Source organism: Buchnera aphidicola (Macrosiphoniella sanborni) (genome assembly GCF_005080885.1).
In the GTDB taxonomy this organism is placed as follows: Bacteria; Pseudomonadota; Gammaproteobacteria; order Enterobacterales; family Enterobacteriaceae; genus Buchnera; species Buchnera aphidicola_AU.
The window spans coordinates 342,277-366,683 of sequence record NZ_CP034864.1 but is presented as its reverse complement, the minus strand read 5'-3'; the positions used below and the strand labels follow the sequence as shown (position 1 = coordinate 366,683).

Sequence of the window (24,407 nt, the reverse complement as noted above, 5' to 3'; positions counted from 1 at the left end):
TTTTTTCAAAACATATTTTTTTGAACTTCAATTTGTTTTAAAATAATATCACTTAATCCTATTCCTTTTTTGCTCATTTCTTCAGAGATCTTTTGATCATATATATCAGTATATAAATTCATTTGGTTACTATTTAGTAAATCATCTTTTAATAAAGAATTTCTCATACTTTTAAGTAATATTTGTATAAATATACTTTCTACTTGTTTTGCTATTTTTAATTTATATTTTTTTGAATCATTATGAACGTGATGTTTAAGTTCATGAACAAATTGCGTATTATAATTTGATATATTTAAAAGTGATAATTTATCATTATTCATTAAATAATTTCCAATTTAGCATTTAGACAACCAGCACTTTTCATTAATTGTAAAAGAGATGTTAATTCATCAGTTTTAGTGCCTATTGCATTTAAAGAATTAACTATATTATTTAAATTATCTCGATCATAATCAAGATTATCGAAATAGTTTTGATTTGTTTCATCCATTTGATAGTTATCATTTTCTGTGTCAACTGATTCGAAGAAATTCAAATCTCTGTTTTCATCATCATACATTTTATCTATTATGATTGACATATTGCCATTTGAAACTACACACGCTCCTAATTTTACTGATTGATTAATAACTATAGATCCAGTATGCGTATTAACTACAACTTTAGCTTCTTGTGCTGGTAAAGTAATATCTATATCTTGAATTCTAGAAAGCATATGTACTTGTATATCATTATTAGGAACAGTACTTAATTGAACTGTTTTGGCATCAATAGGTGTTGCTGTATCTGGATATCTGATATTAATCATATCGCTAATACGTTGTGCTGTACTAAAATTTTCTTGATTTAATTGTAGATTAATTGTTTTTTGCTTTCCAAAATCTGTATGAATTTCACGTTCAATAGTTGCACCATTATGAATTTTACCTGAATTAACCTGATTAATACGCATTCGTCTTATTTTATTATTTTGATCACTGTTTTCTGATATAAAAATATTTCCTTGAGCAATAGCATAAATTTGATTATCAGTTCCTTTTAAAGGAGTCATTAATAACATTCCTCCTTTAAGACTTTTTGCATTTCCCATTGATGAAACTACAACATCTATTTGCTCGCCTGTATGACTAAATGGAGGCAGATTTGCTGTAACAACAACTGCAGCAACATTTTTTAAATTCATACGAGAATTTTTGGGAATACTAATACCTAACTGCGATAACATATTATTTAATGATTGATTAGTAAATGGAATTTGTGTAGATTGATCACCTGTTCCATTTAATCCTACTATTAAACCATAACCAATGAGTTGATTATCTCTAATGCCTTGAATACTAGTTAAATCACGTATTTTTTCGGCATGTACAAATGATGAAAAACTTATAAAAATAAAAAACAATAATTTCATCAATAAAAATATTTTCTTAGACATAAGAAACCTTTATAATATGCTATTTTAAAAAGTATTAATTATAATATATATGTACATGTTTTTCGATGAAAATTTTCATTCTAAAAGTTGTTATTTAAAAGATTTTTTAAATATTCTTTCATAAAGAACAATTAAATGTTCTTTATGAAATAAAATAAAATTGAGAAAAATGTAATTTTATAAAAATATATTTATATCGGAGATATTTTTAATAACAATCTTTGTAACCATCCCATTTTTTGAAAATTATTTGTACGTCCGTGATTAACATATTCAATTTTTGTTTCAGCAATCTGATTAGATATAATAAAATTATTGTTATTAATATTTTTTGGATTCACAATTCCTGAAAAACGAATAAATTCTATTCCTTCATTTATAGAAACTCTCTTTTCTCCAATTACTTGTAAATTCCCATTAGGAAAAACTTTTTGAACAGTAGCAGTAATTAAACCAGAAAATTTATTTTCAGCTGTATTCCTACCTTTTCCATGAAAAGTATTTCTTCCTATTGTGTCTACTCCAGTGGTATTATCTTTTAAATCAATACCGAATGTAGGATTTAATTGTCCAGGAGTAAGTTTGACCCCGAAATTAACATTCCCATTTCTACTTGCATCTGAAAACGAACTATTACTAGCACTAATATTTTCTTGTAAAACAATAGTAACTATATCTCCTACGTTATGTGCGCGATGATCTTCAAATAATGGTTGATATCCATAATTTAATGATTTTTTTTCCTGAAATAAAGAACCATTAGTTACTGTTGTCCAAATATTAGGTGTTGCAAAAGTTTTTATACCGTTCTGTTGTTCAATACTAGCACAACTCTGTAGTGTTAATAAAAAAATAGCAGTGACATAGTATTTATTTTTAGACATTAATAACTTTATCACGAAAAAGTTACCTTTAATAATAAATGTTTAATAGTATAATTTTTTAAATATATACAATATATTATATATATTAATTATAAGGTAAAAATTATAATTGCGATAATTTTTGTAGCATTTGGTCTGATGTGCTAATAGATTTACTGTTTATTTCATATGCCCGTTGTGTTTGAATCATATTTACTAATTCTTCAGCTACATTGACATTAGAAGTTTCAACATATCCTTGATATAACAAACCCGTTCCATTTAATCCTGGAGTAGTTTCAATTGGTTCTCCTGACGCTTGAGTTTCTTGATATAAATTTTCTCCTAAACTTTCTAATCCGGAACAATTTACAAAATTAATTATATTTAATTGACCAAGAATACTCGGTTGTGTTTGTCCTTGTATACTTACGCTAATAACACCATCTCGTGCTATATTAATATTCGTAGAATTAGGAGGAATTACCACTTCTGGTATTACTGGAAAACCGCTATTAGTTACTAGCTGACCATTTTGATCTAATTGAAAAGAACCATCTCTTGTATATGCGATATTACCATCTGGTAATTGTACTTGAAAAAATCCTGAACCATTAATAGCTATATCTTTGGGAGAATCTGTCTTAGAAAGATTTCCCTGACTATGAATTTTTTCAGTAGATACCGGTCTTACTCCAGTTCCTAACTGTAATCCTGATGGTAATATTGTATCCATAGATGAGTTAGTTCCAGCTTCTCGTATAGTTTGATATATTAAATCTTCAAAAACTGCTCTAGATCGTTTAAATCCATTTGTACTGACATTAGCTAAATTATTAGAAATAATATTCATATTAATTTGTTGAGCATCAAGACCAGTTTTAGCAATCCATAAAGAAGAAATCATATTTTTTCCTGTTATTTTCAGTTGTTAATATTAATTAATTGATTAGCATATTCTGAATTTCGATCATATGTAGATATCATTTTTATTTGCATGTCGAATTGTCTAGAATTTGAAATCATTTCAATCATGTTTTGCACAGCATTAACATTACTTTCTTCTAACATACCAGATTGTAAACGTATGTGATTATTATGATTGATTAGGTTATTATATTTATTTTTTTGACTGCTATTTTTAAAATAAAATAATCCATTTTCTTTATGTATCAGAACATTACTAGGAAGTTTTACTAATTTTAATGCACCTATTGTATTTTCAATAATTTGATTATTATATTGTTTTATTGATTTAATCAAACCATTAGATAAAATTTTAATATTCAAATCATGTGGTATTTTTATATTACAATTATTTCCTACAACTTCATGATTTTGAATAGTTAATTGGCTATTTGCATTAATTTTTAAATGGCCGTTTTTTGTATATCCTTCTTGACCATGAATATCTCTAACAACTAACCAACCATCATTATCCTTGATAAATACATCTAGATTTCTATCTGTATAATTTAATTTTCCCGGAAAAATATTATAGTATTCTTTAATGATATTTTTATAATTATTATTTTGATTTTTTACTGTAAAAATAAATTTTTCTTTAAAACCTGTAGTTGAAATATTAGCTAAATTATTAGAAATAACACTTTGTTTTTCTAATAATTGATTCGCTGCAGTCATAGATTCATATATTGAACTATCCATAATACTTTAGAACCTTATTCTTATTAATGTTAACGTAAATTAATTAATGCATTAATTAATTTATCTTCTGTTTTAAAAGATTGAATATTTGATTGATAATTACGTTGTGCTATAACTAGATTTATCAATTCTTTATTTACATCAACATTAGACATTTCTAAAGTGCGCTCACTGATAACTCCCAAACCATTATTCCCTGGAATATTAATTTGTTCTCGTCCTGATATTTCAGTAGCAGACCATAGATTACCACTTTCAGCTTGTAAACCTTCAGGATTGATAAAGTTAGATAATAATATATGACCTATTACTTTTTTTTGTTGATTAGAATATGTTCCAATCATTTCTCCATTAGGAGAAATATCTAATATTTGTAAATTTCCTATAAGATTACCATTTTGAGATAATTCTTCAAAACTGTTATCAACATCTGATTTTTCTACAGTATCAGTTAAATTTATATTTATATTATTATAGTCTGAATTTGGTGATTTGATAGTAACATTAGAATCAGAAATTAATTCACCATTTGAGTTAAATTTTATTTCAAAACTGGTATCAATACCTTTCTCATTCGAATCATTATCAGAATTATTGTTTTGAGATTTTAAATGTATTGCCCATTTATTATTTTCTAATTTTTTAAAAGAAATATTAAGTTTTTCTTCTTCACCGTTTGTTTTGTATATAGTAATATAATTTTCTAAATTAGATGAATTGTTCTTGTGAGGATCTGCTTCGGAAATAGCATGAGTATAACTATTTAATATAGCTTTTAATTTTATTTCAGAAGTTGATTTTTGGTCCAATTTAATATTTTTGCTAAAATTAATTTTTTCTATATTATTAGCATTAGAATTATATGATTTGTAGTCTTTTGTATTTAATTGATGATTATAACCAGTTAAATACAGACCTTGTCTGTTAATAATATTATGATTGTTATCAATTATGAACTGACCATTTCTTGTGTAATATATATGACCTTGTGAATCCATCATTCGAAAGAATCCCGCTTGTGAAATCGCTAGATCTAAATCTCTATCAGTTTGTAACAACATCCCATTATGAAAATCTTGTACGATATTTGACATTCCGACGCCATATCCAATATTATGTTTTGAATATAATGAATTAGAAAATATATCAAAAAAAACAGGTTTACTAGATTTATATCCCATGGTTAATGCATTGGCAATATTATTAGATATAATATAAATATAATCATAATTGATCAGTAAACTGTTTTGTATTCTCGACATGATTTTTTTTCCTTATCATATAAGATAAAATATTTTTTTATTATTGTTATAGTTATAGTTATTGTTGTTGTTGTTGTTGTTTTTGTTGTGATGTAAGAATTTCACGAATATGTGATAATGTTGTTTGTCCTGCTGGACCTAAATCAATTATAGGATCAGCAGACGATGAGATAATAATACTATGAACTATAGATTCTGATAAAGTTGATATAGGAACAGATTTATCTTGATTCTTAGCTGAAACAGTAATATAATATTTACCAGTTTCCATAATTTTATGATTTAAATCTTCTCCATCCCAAGAAAAAGTATGTATTCCAGGTTTCATCTTTTTTATTATTTTATTGTGATGTAATACTTTTTGATTTTTATCTAAAATTTTTATTTCTATTTCATCAGTATCAGCAAACAATTCTAACCCAAAGTTTGTTTTAGTATTTTTAGTATGTATAATCTCATCGCTAGGTATCATTACGCGATGTCCAATTAATGAAGTTAATTGGATAGCTTGATTTTTATGAATTTGATTAGAAAGATTTGATACAGTATTATTTAATTGTAAAATACCACTTGCTGTATTAATTAAAGCTAATTGTGATGTTAATTCAGTATTTTTCAGTGGATTTGTAGGATCTTGATTTTGAATTTGAGTAAGTAATAAATTTAAAAAATTTTTTTGTAAATTTAATGGATCAGGATCTTTTTGAAAAGTATTATCATTATTCTTAAGAATTTCTATGTTAATATCATTTTTATTAATGTCAGTACTAATAGTACTCATTTTTTTCTCCATTATTCACCAAGTGTTAATGTTTTTATAATCATAGATTTAGCTGTCTTTAATACTTCTATATTTGCTTGATAACTTCTTGATGCTGCAATATTATTTACCATTTCTGTAATAGGATTTACATTCGATTTCAAAATATAACCTTTACTGTTTGCTAAAGGATTATGAGGATCGTATATTAACCTCATAGGATTAGGGTCATCTATTATATTAGATACTTTTACTCCACTTATATCTGAATTTTCAAAATTATTCAACGAAAAGATTACTTGTTTTGCAACATAAGGATAAAATTTTCCATTTTTATAAATTGTACTATCTATATTGGCTAAATTACTAGCAATAATATTTATTTTTTCTGATTGCGCCATCATCCCTGATCCAGCAATATTGAATATATTTAGTAAAGACATATTTATATTATCCTTTTATAACATATAAAATATTTTTAATTTCATTTTTTAAAAAAGTTAAACTAGATTCATATTTTAAACTATTGTTAATAAATTCAATTCTTTCTCGATCCATATTTACTGTATTATTATCTTTTTTTATCGTATTTGTTAAGACAGGTACTTGTATTTTTTTTAATAAAAATATATTTTTATCAGCAGTATCTAAATGGTTCGGAGAAGTTTTTTTTAAACTAATATTATTGTAAATGTTTTTATTTAACATTTTTTTTAATTCATGTTTAAAATTAATATCTATTGCTTGATATCCTGGTGTATCAGCATTAGCAATATTAGAAGATAAGATTTCTTGTCTTTTAGCAGAAAGATTTAATGCTTTCTGGCTAAAATCAAATATTTGGTTAATTTTATTAAACATATGTTTCATCCTAATTTAATGATATTGATTATCTTGTTTTTTTTGAAAAAAAAATTTTCAAAAAAATATTTTTATCAACAATATAACATTTAATTCAATTTATTATTAACGCTCACTTTTTAATTAAAATATTTTTATTTGATTTTTATTATTAATATATATTTTTCATTAACAATGATAATAATTTTGAAAATATTTTAAAAATATATTTTAAATTTAAATAATTAGGTAAAGATAATAATAATGAAAATAATTATTTATTTTATTTTATTTGTTATGTTTTTTTCAATTAATTCTGTATCTTCTGCTACTCGACAAATTGATTCAAGTATTTTAACTCATAAAATATACAATTTTTTTAAAAAAGAAAAATTTTTTAAAGATTTTAGAGAAGACAGTATTGATATACTAATACGGACTCCATTAAAAAAAAAGATATATTGTGAAAAACCTATTCTTTCTCTTGTAAGTTATATAAGAAATTCAAATATTGTTGATCTTATGCTTACTTGTAATAAAAAAAAATATTACTTAACAGTAGAAATTCAATCTGTAGGAAAATATATTGTTGCAAACAAATATATTCCTCATGGAACAAAAATACAAGCCTCAGATTTAAAAATTTTAACAGGACGTTTAGATCAATTACCTCATCATACTTATCGTAGAAAGAAAGATGTTATAGGTAGAGTAAATTCACGTGATATTTTTCCATTACAACCAATCACCACTTTTATGATTCATCCAGTTTGGTTAGTTAGAGTTAATCAACAAGTTAAAATTATTATTCAAGGTAAAAATTTTACTATTTCTTCAGAAGCAAAATCATTAAATAATGGTTCTGAAAATGAAATGGTACGTGTAAAAACAAATACTGGTAAAATTATTCAGGGCATTGTAAATAAAAAAGGTGAAGTAATTATTTTTTTTAAAAAATATGTTTTTTTTGATTGATCTAGTTGTCTCTTTATGTAAATATATTAAAAATTTCAATATATTAAAACCTTTTTTATGATGAAAAATAAAAAACTAGTCAATACTGTAAAAAAAATAGAAAAAGTTTTAAACTCTATAGAAATTATATTGAAAAAAGAATATAATTTTTTAATAAATTTTAATCAAAACATATATATTTTAGATACAATTATTCAAGAAAAAAAAAGACTATTTAAAACATATTCTATCTTAAATCAAGAAAAGTTATTACTTGAAAAAATAAATTCTATATACCCACCTTACAACAGCAATATAGAATTAAAAAATTATTCTTCTAATTTTATTAAAAAATCTTTTATATTAAGAGATTTAAATAATAAAAACAAAGTTTTAATGAATAAAAATTTTTATTTAAATCAATATTTTTTAGAATTGTTTATTTCATATAAAGCAGCTTTAATTTATGATAAGAATGGTGATTTAAAAAAATTAAATTAAATCTATTATGATGTTTCGTTGTTTAAATGTCTAATCATTAGTTGAAATATTTTATCTTAATTTTTTTTTAGGTTAGTTTATGTTATTAATTAAATAATATTAAATAATATTTATTTAAAAAATTTAAATAATATTAAATAATATTTATTTAAAAAATTAATATATTCCTGTTGATTAATTTATTTAAATAAAATTTTTTAAAGTATTTTATAGCAATTGAATTACAAAAAATATATAACTAATTTAATAAGAATTTAAAAAAATTTTTTTTTAGATATTTGAATTCAGTTTTAGTCATGTATGATTTATATTATATTTTATTGTATAATATTTGTATTAATTTTATTTTTAAATAAATTTTAAAAATTTACTTTAAAAATACAAATATATGCATCTTTTTTTAGATCAGTTTAGTAGTTATATAATTTAATAATTGTTATATCATAACAATTCATTTCTTTTTAAAAAAGAAAAAATATTTTTAGATCACAAAGTAAGATAGGTTGTTTTGAGAATGAATCTCTTAAAATCTTTAATATCAATTAGTTTTATCACTTTAATATCTCGTATATTAGGTTTTACCCGTGATCTTTTTATTGCTACGATGTTTGGTGCTTCTATTTATACTGATGCTTTTTTTATAGCTTTCAAAATTCCTAATTTATTGCGTCGTATTTTTTCTGAAGGTGCTTTTTCTCAATGTTTAATACCTGTATTGATAGAATATAAATCAAAAAAAGATATACAGTATGTTAAAGATTTTATTTCTTCTATTTCTGGTTTGATGATTTTTTTTCTATTATTCATAATAATTTTAGGAATTTTCTTTTCTCAATTTATTATTGAGATAACTGCTCCAGGTTTTTCAAAACAACCTAGCAAATTGCTTTTGTCTGAAAATTTATTAAAAATAATGTTTCCTTATATTTTATTAATTTCTTTATCTTCATTATATTCAGCTATTTTAAACAGTTGGAATTATTTTTTTATTCCTGCTTTATCTCCTATATTTTTGAATATTAGTTTAATTATTTTTTCTATATTTTTTAGTTCTTTTTTTTGTCCTATGATTTTTTCTTTGGCATGGGCAGTCATCGTAGGCGGTTTGATTCAACTTTTTTATCAGTTTCCACTATTATATAAAATTAATGTATTAGTTATCCCAAAGATTAACTTTTATAACATTGCTTGTTTAAGAGTCTTAAGAAAAATAGGTCCTGCTATTTTAGGGGTATCTGCCAATCAAATATCTTTAATAGTTAATACTATCTTTATCTCTTTGTTAAGTTCAGGATCAATATCTTGGATATATTATGCTGATCGATTAATAGAATTTCCTATAGGTGTTTTAGGTGTATCATTAACGACTATTTTATTTGCACCTCTAACTAAAAATTTTAAAAAAGGTATGCAGTTAGAATATAAAAAATTACTTAATTGGGGTTTTAAAATGGGTATTATTTTATCTTTACCCAGTTCTATAGCACTTTTTTTTCTTGCCAAACCTATAATTATAGTTCTTTTTCAATATGGAAAATTTACAGATTTAGATGTTTCAATGACAGAACAAGTATTAAAATTATATTCTTTTGGTTTAGTTTCTTTTATTTTAGTAAAAATTTTATCTTTAGCTTTTTATGCACAAGAAGAAATGAATATTCCAATAAAAATTTCATTACTGACACTTTTATTAAGTCAATTTCTCAATCCGATTTTAATTTTTTATTTTAAACATGCTGGTCTTGCTTTGTCTGTAAGCATATCTAGTTGGATAAATTTTTTCCTACTTTATTGGAAACTTTATAAAAAAAATATTATACGCTTTCAGTATAATTCAGTAATTTTTACTACTAATATAGTTATCTCAACATTAGTTATGTTATTAATTTTAATGTTTTTATTAAAAATTATGCCTATATGGAATACAGATCCTTTCTTATATAAAGTAATACATTTATTTTTTATTGTTGTGGTTTCTGGTTTGAGTTATTTATTTACATTACATTATTTAGGAATACGTATATTAAATTTTTCTTATAAAAATTTCTAAATATAGTAATATTACATTAATAATGTACGTACGATAAATTTATTATTGATATATTATTTTGATATATTATTAATATAATATTTATTATATAATCAATATATTAATTTATCGTTTTATCTTAAAAATGGAGTATTCAATGAAAAAAAAAGCTCTTGCTATTGTGTTTTTTTTATTAGCAAGCTTAGTTACTTCTGTTTATTCTGAAGAAAATAATCAAAATAGATGGTATGTCGGTACTACGATGGGATGGTCTAATCTTTTAAAACATAAATCGAATATTTCAGAAATGAGCCAAGAAAATATTTTAAAAGAGCAAAAAAGTGCATCTATTCTTGGTTTATTTTTTGGATATGAATTTAATCCATATTTTAGTCTGGAAATAGAAAATAATACTAATGGTTTTTTCTCTTCTTCTTTATATAAAAATTATGGGAATATTCAAGATAGTACTGTGCAAGTAGCAACAAAAATATCATATCCAATGACAGAAGAATTATCTTTTTATACTAGATTAGGTGGAACACTGTTATGGACTGATTTGATTTCTAAAAATACTTTTCATAATATTGCAACTAAAGACACATCATTATTGCCAAGTATTTCATTAGGTGCTGAATATGTTTTTTATGATCATCTAATTACTCGATTAAATTATAATTGGAAAGATCATTTTAAAAATATCGTAGATTCTTCTATTCAACCAGATTTAGGAGATATTATTTTTTCTATTGGATGGAAATTTGGAAAATCTAATGTAAATGATATTTTTTCGTCTTATGATCCTGAATTTTTAAGTACACAATATAGTGTCTTAAATGAAAATATTACGTTTCCTTTTAATAGTTCAGAATTAAAACCGATTTCTTATGACAAACTGAATAAATTACATGAAGATATCAAAAAAATGAGATTAAAAAACATGTTTATTGTTCTTTTAGGTCATTCTGATAGAATAGGCAATCAAAAATATAATCAAAAATTATCTGAAGATCGAGCTTATAACATTAAAAATTATTTGACATCTAAAGGTTTTTCTAGAGATAAGATAGTTGTACGAGGTGTTGGAGATTTATACCCATTAACTAATCAAGTATGTAATAATATAGTACACAAACCTTTATTAGTTAGTTGTTTAGCTCCTGATCGACGAGTAGAAATTGAAGTTTTATCAGATATTCAAAACTAATCTGAAACTATATATCTGTATATATCTGATATAAGAAATTTTTATGTATTATATTAGCGATCGTAATGAATAAAAATATTTTTTAATGTAATAAAAATATAATAATTGTTAACATTTTAAAGTTATTTTTTTTAATTTTCGGAGAGAGAGAGATTCGAACTCTCGGACGATTGCTCGTCGGCGGTTTTCAAGACCGCTGCCTTAAACCACTCGGCCACCTCTCCGATATAAAATAATTGCAATAATATTTTAATTGATATAATAAATTATTACAATGTTTATTGTAAAGATATTTTTTTATTTTTAATAATTATTAAAAAATAATTTCTTTTTTTATTTGTAATTTTTCTTTTTTTTTTTTATAATGTATAGTTATAGGCGTATTGACAGATTGGATATGTAGCGGATTGCAAATCCGTATAACCCGGTTCGATTCCGGGATACGCCTCTAAAACGATTTTTGCCCGGATGGTGAAATTGGTAGACACAAGGGACTTAAAATCCCTCGGCTTTATAGCTTTGCGGGTTCAAGTCCCGCTCCGGGTATTAAAAATATTAAAATTTATTTTAAAGATGCTTCATATACTTTATGTGTTTTTGTTGTTGCTAAAATAGAATATTTTTTAAAATTTTCTTTTAAAAAAAAATGATAATTAAAACATCTGTTTGTTACAAATCTCAATTTTCCTGTTGATTTTAAATATTTTTTAGCATTGAATATTATTTTTTTTATTATTTCAAAAGTAATTTTTAAGTCATCATGAAAAGGAGGATTCGAAATGATTAAATCAAATTTTTCAAAAATATTTGAATATAAATTACTATATATTATTTCTCCTTTTAAATTATTAGCATCTAATGTTAACTTACTACATTGTAATGCTGCTAAATCATTATCAACTAAAGATACCTTAGCATCAGGTGAAAAATATAATATAGATATTGACAAAAAACCTGTCCCGCAACCAACATCTAAAACTGATCCTTTAATAGAATATGAAAAAGTAGAAGCAAGTAATTTGCTGCCTTCATCTATTTTTTTATGTCCAAATACACCCGGTAAAGATTTTATAAATAAATTTTTCCATATGTGTGTTTTATAAAATTCTTCTAGAACAAATTTTTTTCTTCTCTTTAAAAAACCTGAAATTAATATTGAATGTCTAGCATTATCTATTTTTTTTAATTGAATCCACTTTTTAAATATAGATATAGAACTTTTTATTCCACTAGTCTTGTTTCCTACAATAAAGATTTCAGAATCTATTTTTAAATAAGAAATAAGATTCATTAATTGAAATTTAGCTTCAGATTTATCTTTCGGCCAATAATAAATAATAGTATCACATTCTTGAATTACTTCTTGCGATAGTAATAAATTATTATAAATACTAATTTTTTTAATATTTTTTTTTTTAAAAAAATGTAAAAATCATATTTTTTAACATGAATTTTAGTATTAATAGTTTGTAAATATAAAGGATAATCATCTTTTATGTTTCCAAAAAATAATACTTTTTTTTTTTCAAAAATTTTTTTATTGCGTAATATTAGTTGACTGTTTTGGGATATTAACAAGTGAATAATCTTCCTTTTATAATTGAATATATTTCATATTTTATATAAACGTATTTATTGAAGATTTTTTATAATTAAATAATTGACATCATATGTATTTTTTAATAAAAAAATAGAAATTGTTATCGTATATTATTTATATTATAATTTGGTCGCATATAATTTATTTATTTTAATAAGTATGAAAAATAAAAATTATATTTTATGTGTGGTGGATATAAGTAAATATTATCGAGCAATAAAAATGCAAAAAAAATCTATTGAAATTAAAGGCAGTAATTTTACATTATTAGTACTATATCTGAATGATAAAAATATTGATTTAATTAATCAATCATTATATAAAAAAATTCAAGAATGTCCAAAATTTTTTAAAAATGCACCTATTATTGTTAACGTTTCAGGTTTATGTAATACAGCAGATTGGAAAAAAATTAAAGAAATTATTATTTCTCATGGTTTTTTAGTTGTAGGAGTTAGTGGGTGTACAGAAACCAATCCATTAAAAAAAACTATTATTGATTCAGGACTACCTATTTTATCAGAAAGAAAAAAAATTAATTCAGATTTAATTTCTAACTTTTATATTGATACAAAAAAAAATACAAAAAAAAGTATTATTAATAAAATAGAAAAAACTCATATTATAGATATACCTGTAAGGTCAGGTCAAAAAATTTATGCAAAACATGCTGATTTAGTTGTTATTAATAATGTTAGTGCAGGAGCAGAATTAGTAGCAGATGGAAATATTCACATTTATGGAACAGTTCGTGGCAGAGTACTTGCCGGTGCTGATGGAGATACAACAAGAAAAATATTCTGTACAGAATTATTTGCTGAATTAGTTTCGATATCTGGTGAATATTGGTTATTAGATCAAATACCATCAGAATTTATTGGAAAATCAGCCCAAATTTACTTAAAAAATAAATTTTTAACTATTAATTTTCTCAGTTAAGTATGTTTTTTTAAGGACATTTTATATGACACGGATTATTGTAGTAACTTCAGGGAAAGGAGGTGTAGGTAAAACTACTTCAAGTGCAGCTATTGGAACTGGTTTAGCAAAAAAAGGAAAAAAAACAATTGTTATAGATTTTGATATAGGATTAAGAAATTTAGATTTAATTATGGGATGTGAACGTAGAGTTGTATATGACTTTATTAATGTCATTCAAGGTGATGCTTCACTTAATCAAGCTATAATTAAAGATAGAAAAACTAATAATTTATTCATTCTACCAGCCTCACAAACTCGAGATAAAGATGCTTTAACATATATTGGAGTTGAAAAAGTTTTAAATGAACTAATAAAAATGGAATTTAATTTTATTATTTGTGATTCACCAGCAGGAATCGAAGCTGGTGCGATTTTAGCAATATATTTTGCAGATGAAGCTATTATTACTACTAATCCCGAAGTATCTTCAGTACGAGACTCTGATAGAATCTTAGGAATAATTGCTTCTAAATCAAAAAGAGCTAAAAACAATATAACTCCTATCAAAGAACATCTTTTATTGACACGATACAATCCAACTCGTGTTAAAAAAGGAGAAATGTTAAGCATGACAGATATTTTAGATATTCTTCAAATTCCTATAATAGGTGTTATTCCAGAAGATGCATCTGTACTTCGAGCATCTAATCAAGGAGAATCTATAATATTAGATAATAATTCAAATGCAGGTTGTGCTTATGTTGATACTGTTAATAGATTATTAGGAGAAAAGCATCAGTTTCGTTTTATTGAAGAAGAGAAGAAAAGTTTTTTACAACGTTTATTCGGGAGATAGGAGTATGGCTTTATTAGATTTTTTTTTATCCCGGAACAAAAATACTACTGCTAATATTGCTAAAGAAAGATTACAAATTATTATTGCAGAACAAAGAAAATACGATAATGAACCGGATTATTTTCCACAACTAAAACGTGAAATATTGTCTGTAATTTGCAAATATGTCAATATTGAACCAAATATGGTTACACTTCAATTAGAACAAAAAAACGAAGATATTTCTATATTAGAATTAAATATTATTTTACCTGATTCATTGATTTAATAAAAATAATATATGAATATATTTTTTTTAATATTATATTAATTTAGTTCAATCAATACTGAAGTATTTTAATATATTTCAGCATTGATTGTTTTTTTGTTGTATTTTGATTACATATTAAAAAAAATTATACAAATAATTAATATTATTATCTGTACAGTAAGAAAACGATTTTTCTTTAATCTTTAATAATACAAATGGAATAATATCTTTAGCTTCAGGAGAACAATAATGATTTTTATTTATACTAAAAATTTCGTTAAGCTCAATTAATTCCCAGACATTACTGATTATAGTCCATTTTTTTTGTAAATTATTTATTTCATTTAAAATTAATTTTTTTTGTATTAAAGATTCAGTATCTTCTCCTATCCAAATAGATTTATTATTTTTTTTATATTGAGCCCAATAATATTGTTTTTTAGTTGCTTTAATAAAAATTAAAAATTTTTTTTTTATATTTACGCTGTGCTTTTTCAGCCATTATAGCTAAAGTAGATATGCTAATAATAGGAATATTTAAACTAATTCCTAAACTATGAGCAATACTTGCTGCAATCCGTATACTCGTAAAATTTCCAGGACCTTTTGAAAAAGCAACATAATTTAAATTTTTAAATGTTGTTTCTGTTTGAAATAAGATTTTTTGAATCATTGGTAATATTGTAATAGTATGTTTTTTTTTGCATTTTTCTTTTAATTGATAGATACATTTTTTTTTATATATAGCAACTGAACAATGACCTAAAGAACTATCAATGGATAAAATAATATTAGACATATTTTTCTCAAAAAATTAATTTAATATTTTTAAAAATTTGTATAATTTTCTTATTATTAATTATGTAATATAGTATTAATTTTCATCTTGATTTTTTATAATTCTTACTAAATCAATACGATATTCTGTTGCTTTAACAATATGAAAATAAAAAGGATGAATATAGATCACTTCTCCAGGAATAGGTAATTGACCTTTTTGAGCAATTAATAATCCTCCTAAAGACGCATAATTTTTTTCTTTAATTAATTTTTCAGTATTAAGTAATTGTTGTAAAGAATGTAAATCAGTTTCACCTTTCACTAACCAACTGTTATTTTCTTTAATAATATCAGGTGTTTCATCAGCATCTGGAAATTCTCCTGCTATAGCTTCCAAAACATCTAATGGAGTAATTAATCCTTGTATCACACCAAATTCATTACTTACAATAACAAAACTACCTTGCGCTCGACGAAGTACACCCAACAGATCAATAGGATCTAAAGTATCTGGGATAATAATAGGTGTTGTTTTCTTAGAAAAGGTATAAATATCTATTTTTTGTTCAATAGCTACTAATAACTCTTTAGCATGTACAATACCTATTATTTCATCTAATTCGCCTTTACATACTGGAAATAAACTATGTGGAGTGTCTAATAACTGAGTACGAATTTCATCAGTATTTTTTTCTATATTTACCCAAGAAATATTACTTCTTGGAGTCATAATACTTCTAATAGATCGACCAGCTAATGTAAGAACACCATTAATCATATATCTTTCTTCTTCTTTAAATATTTCGTGTTCTTGAGAAGATGAAGATTGAGAAGAATGAATTTCTTTAGTGTTATTTTGTTTTATTTCATTTTTTTCATATTGATTTTGTTCTTTAATCATTAAACGTAAAATTATTTCTGCTGCTCTTTGTCTCATTGGTCTTCTAGATTGATTTTTCATAAGATTATGACGTGCTATTTGATTAAAGGCTTCAATTAAAATAGAAAATCCTATTGCAGCATATAAATATCCTTTTGGGATACAAAATCTTAATGCTTCTGTTACTAAGCTAAAACCAATCATCAGCAAAAAGCTAAGACATAAAACAACTACTGTTTGATGTAGATTAATAAAATTGGTTAGTTTTTTTGCTGCAAATGACATGATAATTGTTGCTATTACAACAGCCATCATCATAATTAATAAGTCATTAACCATACCTACAGCTGTTATTATTGCATCTAATGAAAACACTGCATCTAATACAACAATTTGAATTACTACAGCCCAAAAACCTGCATAATTTTTGTTTTCTGAATTTTCATGATGATTATTTTCTAATCTTTCATGTAATTCTATTGTAGTTTTGAACAATAAAAAAAAACCACCAATTAAAAGAATAATATCACGTATTGATAAAGCAAAAAAATTGTTATGTATAATAGGAGTATTAAGAGTTGCTACCCAAGATATTAATGATAATAATGCTAAACGCATTATTAATGCTAATCCTAAACCAATTAAACGTGCTTGATCTCTTTGATTAGGAGGTAATTTTTCTGATAAAATTGCTATAAATATTAAATTATCAATTCCTAATACTACTTCTAAGATGATTAGTGTTAATAATCCAGCCCAAGCTGACGGGTTGAAAAAAAACTCCATCAGAAAACTCCGTAAAAAAATAGGATGTATCGATTTATTTAGAAGATTAAAAATTTTTTAATAAATTTTTTAATAAAAATAGGTCATATAATGAATATATTTTTGAGAGTATAAATTTTTGAAATTATTGCTTATTTAAAATAAAAATAAATTTTTCAAATTAAAATATTAACTATAATCCTAATCAATCGAAAAAATAAAGCCCTCTGATTTTATATATACAGAAGACTTATAATTTTTTAATTACATTTATTTTTTATTAATTATATAGAAAATACATTAATTGCAGCTGGACCTTTTTGTCCATCTTGAACTTCAAATTCAACATTTTGGCCTTCAGTTAATGTTTTAAATCCATTCCCCTGAATAGAAGAAAAATGAACAAAAACGTCTTTACTTCCGTCTATCGGTGTAATAAAACCAAAACCTTTAGATTCGTTAAACCACTTAACTTGACCTTTAATCTTAGCCATTTGTAACATCCTCAAAATATTTTATTTATCTTTTTATTGCTAATTATAGATAAAATGGATAAAAAAGAAAAATTACTGTATTAGCATGAAGTTAAGATTGGTCAAGAGAAGCTTTTTTAACGTCTTTAACTCTAAAATTTTTAATTTTAATATTCCATGCATAAACAGAATTATAACTTATTTTTATCTTTAAAACTTCATGATTAAAATTTTATAATAAAAAGCATAATATTTTATATATTAAATCATTTTTTTATAAAAAGTCAAGTTTAAATATATTTAAAAAAATGACTTTGAGCATTCTTAATAGAAATATAAAAAATATATTTCTATTAAGAGAAACATGGATTTTTTCTTTATTACATATATTCTCTATTATGTAGAGCTTGTATTCTTTTTTCTAAAGACGGGTGAGATGAAAATAATTTTAAAAAAGAATTGGATTTACCATTGATGCAAAATGCAATCATACTATCAGATTCTTGAGGTTCATAACTAGTTTTTAAACGATTTAAAGCTGAAATCATTTTTTCACGACCTACCATTTTTGCAGAACTAGCATCTGCATAAAATTCACGATGCCTAGAAAACCACATAGTAATTATACTAGCTAATACACCAAAGATAATTTCAAGTAATGTAGAAATAAAAAAGTATATTAAAGGATTTTTTTCTTCTGTATTATTTTCATTTCGATTGTTTGATATAATACTGCTTATTATTTGTGAAAGAAGACGAGACGCAAAAATTACAAATGTATTAATAACACCTTGTACTAATGTCATAGTTATCATATCACCATTTGCAATATGACTGATTTCATGAGCAATTACTGCTTCTGCTTGATGGTGTGTCATATTTTCTAGAAGTCCTGTAGAAACAGCAATTAACGCTGAATTACGGCGTGCTCCTGTTGCAAATGCATTCATGTCAGGTGCATCATACACTGCGATTTGAGGCATAATGATACCTTTTTTAATAGATTGTTCACGTACAGTGTTAATCAACCAATTTTCCATATCACTTCGAGGATGCGTGATAATTTCACCATTTACTGATTTTAAAGCAATCCATTTTGAAAGAATTAAAGATAAAATAGAACCACTAAATCCAAACAAGCCTGACATAATTAATAAACCATAAATACTATTAGATTGAATTCCTGTTAGACTAAGAATTAAACTGAATATTAACATAACTGCTAAATTAGTTAATAAGAAAAGAATAATACGTATCATAAGATATTATCTTCCTAGATTAGCAAAACGAATGTTAAAAAAAACAATTGAAAATTTGAAATATTGTAAATATATATATTATATATGTTTTAAAAATTATATTATTTTTACATATAAAAAATTAACCTATCATATTTATCTCAATTAAGTCAAGGTTGATATTTTTTTTAAATTAGCTTAGTTAAATTCATACCAAGAATGATTGTGATTAGCAAGTAATATATTTGAATTTTTAGGTCCCCAACTACCAGATTTATATAATTGAAGATTATTTTTTTTTGTATTTTTCCATCCATCAATAATTGGATCTATCCATTTCCATGCTTCTTCTACTTCTTCACGAGATACAAATAAAGATTGTATACCCCTCATACTCTCCAATAATAATCTTTCATACGCGTTAACAGAATATTTTTGAGAATACTTTTCATTGAGCGTATAAGATTTTAATTGAATGATATCTAATTCATATTTACTTTTTAAACTAGGAATTTGATTTAAAATATCAAATTGAATATTTGGATCTGGTTCTAAACGTATAATTAATTTATTAGATAATAATGTGGAATTAAAATTCTGAAATGACTCTATAGGACTTTTTTTGAAAAAAATTACTATTTCAGAATATTTATGTGCTAAACGTTTTCCTGTTCTTAAATAAAATGGTACACCAGACCATCTTTCATGATTTAAATCGATTTTTATAGCAACAAATGTTTCAGTTTGACTGTTTTTATTTGCACCATTTTCATCTAAATAAGCAAGTACTTTTTCTCCGTTAATTAAACCTGAACTATATTGTCCCCGTGCAGTTTTTTTGTGAATATTATCAATATTAATAGACTTAAGTGTACGTAATATTTCAACTTTTTTATCTCGAATAGTTTCAGATGTAATATTACTGGGTGCATCCATTGTTATAATAGTAAGTATTTGTAAAAGATGGTTTTGTACCATGTCCCTTGTTTGTCCCATTTTATTAAAATAATTCCATCGATCTTCAATACCCACTTCTTCAGCAACAGTAATTTGAACATGATCAATTGTTTTATTATTCCAATTATGAAATAATAATGAATTAGCAAATCTTAAAGAAAAAAGATTTAATATTGCATCTTTACCAAGATAGTGATCAATACGAAAAATTTGTTTTTCTAAAAAATATTTAGAAAGATGATTATTAATTTCTCGAGACGTTTGTAAAGAAATACCTAATGGTTTTTCTAAAATTATACGTGATGATGAAAAATTTAAATTTGCATTTCCTAATCCTATAAAAATAGAATTCAGTGTTTCAGGAGGAATTGCACAATAGTAAATAACTGTATTATTTTTTTGTTTTAATATTTTTTTTAATCTAAAAAAATGAGAACTTTCATATACATTAATATTACAAAATATTATACGTGCACTAAATTTTTTCCAAACAATATCTTGAATATCTTCGTTTAAAAATTTTTTTATTGCAATTTTTGTTATTTTTATATAATTTTCTGTATCCCAATTAGCGCGTCCTGTAGCAATAATACGTGTATTTTCGTTTATTTCTTGATATTGTTCTAATTTATATAAAGCAGGTAATAATTTTCTCTTTGTTAAGTCCCCTTTAGCACCAAAAATAACTAAATCACAAGCTAGATTGTTTTCTTTTAGCATAATCTTCTCTTTATTTTAAACATTTAAAATATCAATTGTAAAATTTAATACAATAATTGAATAATAGTAATTAAAAAATATTTTTATTAGAAAATTTTGAAAATATTATATACGAGCATAATTTTATAGATATATATTTTTTTTTTTAATAAATATAATATAATTTTAGTATCACTTATTTATTTTTATATAATATTTTTATATATTACTAATATATTACTATTTATATATTAATAAATAACTTAAAAATAAAAAAAATATTTTTTGATAAACAATTAATGACATAAAAAAATTTTTAATAAGGTATATTTTATGTTAAATCGATTACGAAGAACAAAAATTGTAGCTACTTTAGGACCTTCAACAGATATAAATAATAATCTTAAAAAAATTATTCAATCTGGAGCAAATGTTTTGAGATTTAATTTTTCTCATGGTTCAGCGGATGAACATAAATTGAGAGCATATCAAGTGAAAGAAATTATGAAAGATTTAAATTTTCATATTGCATTACTTGGTGATTTACAAGGACCTAAAATTCGTATTTCTAGATTTAGGAATAGTTATATTTTTTTAAAAATAAATGATATTTTTATATTAGATGTAATTTTAGAAGAAAATAGTGGTACTCAAGAACGAGTAGGTATTGATTACAAAAGATTACCATATGATGTAACAGTTAATGATGTATTATTATTAGATGATGGAAGAATACAATTAAAAGTTATAAATGTTACGGATAGTGAAATAATTACAAAAGTTATTATGGGTGGTATTCTTTCAAATAATAAAGGTATTAACAAATTAGGTGGTGGTTTATCTGCAAATGTTTTAACCGAAAAGGATAAAAAAGATATTATTTTAGCAACTGAAATTGATGTAGATTATTTAGCAATATCTTTTCCTAGATGTAGTGATGATTTAAAAAAGGCACGAAAATTAGCTGAAAAATCTGGTAGTCATGCTAAAATTATCGCAAAAATAGAACGTGCAGAAGCTGTAATGAATCAAGATGTAATAGAAGATATTATCTCAGAATCAGATGCAATTATGATAGCTAGAGGAGATTTAGGGGTAGAAATTGGTGATTATGAACTTGCAGGTATTCAAAAAAAATTGATTAAAACTTCAAGGAAATTAAACAAAATAGTTATTACAGCAACACAAATGATGGAGTCTATGATTACAAATCCTTTGCCTACTCGTGCAGAAGTAATGGATGTTGCTAATGCTGTATTAGACGGAAGTGATGCTGTTATGCTTTCAGCAGAAACAGCATCTGGAAAATATCCATCAGAAACAGTTATAAAAATGGCAAAAATTTGTCAAGGTGCAGAAAAAATGCCAAGTATTAATGTATCTAAACATCGTCTTAATGTACAATTTAATGATATTGAAGAAGCTATTGCTATGTCAGCTATGTATGTTGCTAATCATTTAAAAGGTATTAAAGCTATTATTATTATGACAGAATCTGGAAAGACTGCTCTTATGACGTCCAGAATTACATCTGGATTACCTATTTTTGCTTTATCAAAAAATAAAAAGACTTTAAGATTGTCTGCTCTTTATAGAGGTGTAACACCTGTATATTTTCATAGTAAAAATGATGGCTTTAAATCTTCTCAAGAAGCAATTTTATTATTATGTAATAAAGGTTTTTTATTTAGTGGAGATTTAGTTATTATTACTCAAGGTGATATTATGAATGAGATAGGAAAAACTAATACTAGTAGAATTTTAAAAGTGTTGTAATTCTATACAATAGAATTTTAAAAATTTTGCATAAAAATTTGTTCTTTTGAAATTGATAATAAAATTTTCATTTTCTATTAAAATTGATTAAATTGTGATTAATATGAATGTTTTATTTTAATGAATATATTAAATATAATAGATATATATACTAATTTCATTTTTATAAAAAATATTTTTCCTAAGTTTATAATATGATTAAATGAAATATTTTTTATTCTTATCTATATTCCTTTCTAATATATGCTATCTATAGATAAATAATTTTTCCAGATAAATAGATGAAATTTATTATAGTATAAGATACTATATTTATTTTAATATTTATTTATAGTTATAGCACAGCAGATTCAAAAATATTTATTAAATTTTAAAAAATGTTTTCTTCATTGTTTTAAGTGAATGTATTTTGATAGTAATATAGTTTTATAAATTACATCTAAACTGTATAAAAATTGTTTTTCATCTTTAATGCTCAAATATGAAAAAATCTTCTTGTATTAATCGTCAGTACAATCTTTATTTAAAATTTCTTCATTTTTTTGATCCAGTGTAAAATATATAAATTTTCAAGAATTATTTTACATATTATGATTACTTTTAATTTTATAATAATATTTTTTAAAAATATGATTACTGATAAGTCTGAAATAACATATTAAAGATGAGTTGTGTTAATTAGGTTAATTCTATAACATAAACATATATGTTAAAAAAATAAATTTAAAAAATTAAAATTGTACTTTTAATCTATAAATATACGAATTAATTTTATTAAATAGTATCTCTACTGAACTGAATCGTAATATACTTATAAATTAATAAAATAGTATAAATATCGTTTTAAAAAGTAATTTATAGAATAAAAAGATCATTTTAGTTTACATTCAATGTAAATGATACATTTTAATTTAAAAAATACATTCCTTAATAGAGATGTTTTATGAAATATGTATAAATTAATTACATTAACAAATGTTCATGTAAATGTATCTAATCGTTCTATTTTGACGAATATAACATTATCTTTACATTCAAATAAAGTTTTAACGTTAATTGGACCAAATGGTGCAGGTAAAACAACATTAATACGTGTGATTTTAGGATTAATTAAACCTAATTCTGGTCAGATTATTCGAAGAGAGAATTTATCTATTGGTTATATACCCCAAAAGCTATTTCTTAATAATTTATTACCTATTACAGTAGAACGCTACATGAAATTATCTCGAAAAAAAAATAATATCATAATATCTAAAATATTAAAACGTGTAAAAGCAAAACACTTAAAATATCGACAATTACAAGAGTTATCTGGAGGAGAAACACAGAAAATTCTTTTAGCAAAAGCATTGTTGAATAATCCTGATTTATTAGTTTTAGATGAACCTATGCAAGGATTAGACATCATTGGACAAGCAACTTTTTATAAATTGATTAATCAAATTCGTAATGAATTACAATGTTCAGTTCTATTTGTTTCTCATGATTTAAATTTTGTAACAGCTAAAACAGATGATGTTATTTGTTTAAATAATCATATTTGTTGTTCTGGTACACCAGAAACTGTTTGTAATAATTTAGAATTTATTTCTATTTTTGGTTCTAAACGTGTAAAAGAACTGGCATTTTATCAGCATCATCACAATCACATTCATGATTTTTAAATATATTTTACTAAAATAAAGAG

25 protein-coding genes and 3 tRNA genes are annotated in these 24,407 nt (G+C 23.7%); 11 read left to right on the top strand and 17 right to left on the bottom strand.

Going from position 1 to position 24,407, the window contains the following annotated elements; translation table 11 throughout:
• Positions 1 to 5 precede the first annotated feature (5 nt).
• The 9 genes from D9V74_RS01635 to flgB form a co-directional block, all read right to left on the bottom strand.
• The gene (locus tag D9V74_RS01635; RefSeq protein ID WP_158362680.1) at positions 6 to 323 is read right to left on the bottom strand and encodes a rod-binding protein; all 318 of its coding nucleotides are present in this window, start codon (positions 321 to 323) and stop codon (positions 6 to 8) included.
• A complete protein-coding gene (locus D9V74_RS01630; RefSeq protein ID WP_158362678.1) occupies positions 323 to 1,438 on the bottom strand; it encodes a flagellar basal body P-ring protein FlgI in 1,116 nt (371 codons plus the stop codon). The genes D9V74_RS01635 and D9V74_RS01630 overlap by 1 nt, the downstream gene beginning before the upstream one ends.
• A gap of 191 nt (positions 1,439 to 1,629) precedes the next feature.
• Positions 1,630 to 2,337: a flagellar basal body L-ring protein FlgH gene (locus tag D9V74_RS01625; RefSeq protein ID WP_158362676.1), complete on the bottom strand. Its 708-nt coding sequence runs from the start codon at positions 2,335 to 2,337 to the stop codon at positions 1,630 to 1,632.
• A gap of 88 nt (positions 2,338 to 2,425) precedes the next feature.
• Entirely contained in the window at positions 2,426 to 3,208 is a 783-nt protein-coding gene (gene flgG / locus D9V74_RS01620; RefSeq protein ID WP_158362674.1) for a flagellar basal-body rod protein FlgG, read from the bottom strand.
• A 17-nt stretch (positions 3,209 to 3,225) separates the two neighbouring features.
• Positions 3,226 to 3,969 (bottom strand): flagellar basal-body rod protein FlgF, encoded by a 744-nt coding sequence (flgF, locus tag D9V74_RS01615; RefSeq protein ID WP_158362672.1) that lies wholly within the window; start codon positions 3,967 to 3,969, stop codon positions 3,226 to 3,228.
• A gap of 29 nt (positions 3,970 to 3,998) precedes the next feature.
• On the bottom strand, positions 3,999 to 5,231 hold the full coding sequence (locus tag D9V74_RS01610) for a flagellar hook protein FlgE (protein ID WP_158362670.1): 1,233 nt from the start codon (positions 5,229 to 5,231) through the stop codon (positions 3,999 to 4,001).
• A gap of 58 nt (positions 5,232 to 5,289) precedes the next feature.
• Positions 5,290 to 6,012, bottom strand: coding sequence for a flagellar hook capping FlgD N-terminal domain-containing protein (locus D9V74_RS01605; RefSeq protein WP_158363113.1), 723 nt, complete (start codon positions 6,010 to 6,012; stop codon positions 5,290 to 5,292).
• An 11-nt stretch (positions 6,013 to 6,023) separates the two neighbouring features.
• A complete protein-coding gene (gene flgC, locus D9V74_RS01600) occupies positions 6,024 to 6,434 on the bottom strand; it encodes a flagellar basal body rod protein FlgC (RefSeq protein WP_158362668.1) in 411 nt (136 codons plus the stop codon).
• 7 nt (positions 6,435 to 6,441) lie between these two features.
• The gene (gene flgB / locus D9V74_RS01595) at positions 6,442 to 6,852 is read right to left on the bottom strand and encodes a flagellar basal body rod protein FlgB (protein WP_158362666.1); all 411 of its coding nucleotides are present in this window, start codon (positions 6,850 to 6,852) and stop codon (positions 6,442 to 6,444) included.
• A 243-nt stretch (positions 6,853 to 7,095) separates the two neighbouring features.
• Between flgB and flgA the strand changes: the two genes are divergently transcribed.
• From flgA to D9V74_RS01575, 4 genes are all read left to right on the top strand, one after another.
• The gene (gene flgA, locus D9V74_RS01590) at positions 7,096 to 7,806 is read left to right on the top strand and encodes a flagellar basal body P-ring formation chaperone FlgA (protein WP_158362664.1); all 711 of its coding nucleotides are present in this window, start codon (positions 7,096 to 7,098) and stop codon (positions 7,804 to 7,806) included.
• Between the two features lie 57 nt (positions 7,807 to 7,863).
• Positions 7,864 to 8,286 carry a flagellar biosynthesis protein FlgN gene (locus D9V74_RS01585; RefSeq protein ID WP_261979352.1) on the top strand — a complete coding sequence of 141 codons (423 nt, stop codon included), beginning with the start codon at positions 7,864 to 7,866 and terminating at the stop codon, positions 8,284 to 8,286.
• Positions 8,287 to 8,800: 514 nt separating this feature from the next.
• The gene (gene murJ / locus D9V74_RS01580; protein WP_158362662.1) at positions 8,801 to 10,336 is read left to right on the top strand and encodes a murein biosynthesis integral membrane protein MurJ; all 1,536 of its coding nucleotides are present in this window, start codon (positions 8,801 to 8,803) and stop codon (positions 10,334 to 10,336) included.
• A 136-nt stretch (positions 10,337 to 10,472) separates the two neighbouring features.
• Positions 10,473 to 11,522, top strand: a complete 1,050-nt coding sequence (locus tag D9V74_RS01575; RefSeq protein ID WP_158362660.1) for an OmpA family protein — start codon at positions 10,473 to 10,475, stop codon at positions 11,520 to 11,522.
• 139 nt (positions 11,523 to 11,661) lie between these two features.
• Here the strand turns inward: D9V74_RS01575 and D9V74_RS01570 are convergent.
• Positions 11,662 to 11,746, bottom strand: a tRNA-Ser gene (locus tag D9V74_RS01570).
• 153 nt (positions 11,747 to 11,899) lie between these two features.
• On the opposite strand from D9V74_RS01570, the gene D9V74_RS01565 reads away from it, so the two are divergent.
• Both D9V74_RS01565 and D9V74_RS01560 read left to right on the top strand, forming a co-directional pair.
• Positions 11,900 to 11,970, top strand: a tRNA-Cys gene (locus tag D9V74_RS01565).
• A gap of 14 nt (positions 11,971 to 11,984) precedes the next feature.
• Positions 11,985 to 12,068: transfer RNA gene (locus D9V74_RS01560), tRNA-Leu, on the top strand.
• A 16-nt stretch (positions 12,069 to 12,084) separates the two neighbouring features.
• On the opposite strand, the gene D9V74_RS01555 is transcribed toward D9V74_RS01560, so the two are convergent.
• Positions 12,085 to 12,879, bottom strand: coding sequence for a class I SAM-dependent methyltransferase (locus D9V74_RS01555; protein ID WP_261979372.1), 795 nt, complete (start codon positions 12,877 to 12,879; stop codon positions 12,085 to 12,087).
• Positions 12,879 to 13,100, bottom strand: a complete 222-nt coding sequence (locus tag D9V74_RS02980; protein ID WP_261979351.1) for a hypothetical protein — start codon at positions 13,098 to 13,100, stop codon at positions 12,879 to 12,881. The genes D9V74_RS01555 and D9V74_RS02980 overlap by 1 nt, the downstream gene beginning before the upstream one ends.
• A 244-nt stretch (positions 13,101 to 13,344) precedes the next feature.
• Between D9V74_RS02980 and minC the strand changes: the two genes are divergently transcribed.
• From minC to minE, 3 genes are read left to right on the top strand one after another with little or no spacing between them, the layout of a single operon-like run.
• Positions 13,345 to 14,061: a septum site-determining protein MinC gene (gene minC / locus D9V74_RS01550; RefSeq protein WP_158362658.1), complete on the top strand. Its 717-nt coding sequence runs from the start codon at positions 13,345 to 13,347 to the stop codon at positions 14,059 to 14,061.
• A 25-nt stretch (positions 14,062 to 14,086) separates the two neighbouring features.
• On the top strand, positions 14,087 to 14,899 hold the full coding sequence (minD, locus tag D9V74_RS01545) for a septum site-determining protein MinD (RefSeq protein WP_158362656.1): 813 nt from the start codon (positions 14,087 to 14,089) through the stop codon (positions 14,897 to 14,899).
• Positions 14,900 to 14,903: 4 nt separating this feature from the next.
• The gene (gene minE, locus D9V74_RS01540; RefSeq protein ID WP_158362654.1) at positions 14,904 to 15,167 is read left to right on the top strand and encodes a cell division topological specificity factor MinE; all 264 of its coding nucleotides are present in this window, start codon (positions 14,904 to 14,906) and stop codon (positions 15,165 to 15,167) included.
• A gap of 430 nt (positions 15,168 to 15,597) precedes the next feature.
• On the opposite strand, the gene tsaB is transcribed toward minE, so the two are convergent.
• From tsaB to zwf, 5 genes are all read right to left on the bottom strand, one after another.
• Entirely contained in the window at positions 15,598 to 15,948 is a 351-nt protein-coding gene (gene tsaB / locus D9V74_RS02975) for a tRNA (adenosine(37)-N6)-threonylcarbamoyltransferase complex dimerization subunit type 1 TsaB (RefSeq protein ID WP_261979349.1), read from the bottom strand.
• A 75-nt stretch (positions 15,949 to 16,023) separates the two neighbouring features.
• Positions 16,024 to 17,595 (bottom strand): TerC family protein, encoded by a 1,572-nt coding sequence (locus D9V74_RS01530; RefSeq protein WP_158362652.1) that lies wholly within the window; start codon positions 17,593 to 17,595, stop codon positions 16,024 to 16,026.
• 263 nt (positions 17,596 to 17,858) lie between these two features.
• Positions 17,859 to 18,068, bottom strand: coding sequence for a cold shock-like protein CspC (cspC, locus tag D9V74_RS01525; RefSeq protein ID WP_158362650.1), 210 nt, complete (start codon positions 18,066 to 18,068; stop codon positions 17,859 to 17,861).
• 359 nt (positions 18,069 to 18,427) lie between these two features.
• Positions 18,428 to 19,306, bottom strand: coding sequence for a protease HtpX (htpX, locus tag D9V74_RS01520; protein WP_158362648.1), 879 nt, complete (start codon positions 19,304 to 19,306; stop codon positions 18,428 to 18,430).
• A gap of 177 nt (positions 19,307 to 19,483) precedes the next feature.
• Positions 19,484 to 20,962 carry a glucose-6-phosphate dehydrogenase gene (zwf, locus tag D9V74_RS01515; RefSeq protein WP_158362646.1) on the bottom strand — a complete coding sequence of 493 codons (1,479 nt, stop codon included), beginning with the start codon at positions 20,960 to 20,962 and terminating at the stop codon, positions 19,484 to 19,486.
• A gap of 312 nt (positions 20,963 to 21,274) precedes the next feature.
• On the opposite strand from zwf, the gene pyk reads away from it, so the two are divergent.
• Together pyk and znuC are read left to right on the top strand one after the other, a co-directional pair.
• Positions 21,275 to 22,717 carry a pyruvate kinase gene (gene pyk, locus D9V74_RS01510; protein ID WP_158362644.1) on the top strand — a complete coding sequence of 481 codons (1,443 nt, stop codon included), beginning with the start codon at positions 21,275 to 21,277 and terminating at the stop codon, positions 22,715 to 22,717.
• Positions 22,718 to 23,667: 950 nt separating this feature from the next.
• Positions 23,668 to 24,384: a zinc ABC transporter ATP-binding protein ZnuC gene (gene znuC, locus D9V74_RS01505; protein WP_158362642.1), complete on the top strand. Its 717-nt coding sequence runs from the start codon at positions 23,668 to 23,670 to the stop codon at positions 24,382 to 24,384.
• The last annotated feature ends 23 nt before the right edge of the window (positions 24,385 to 24,407 follow it).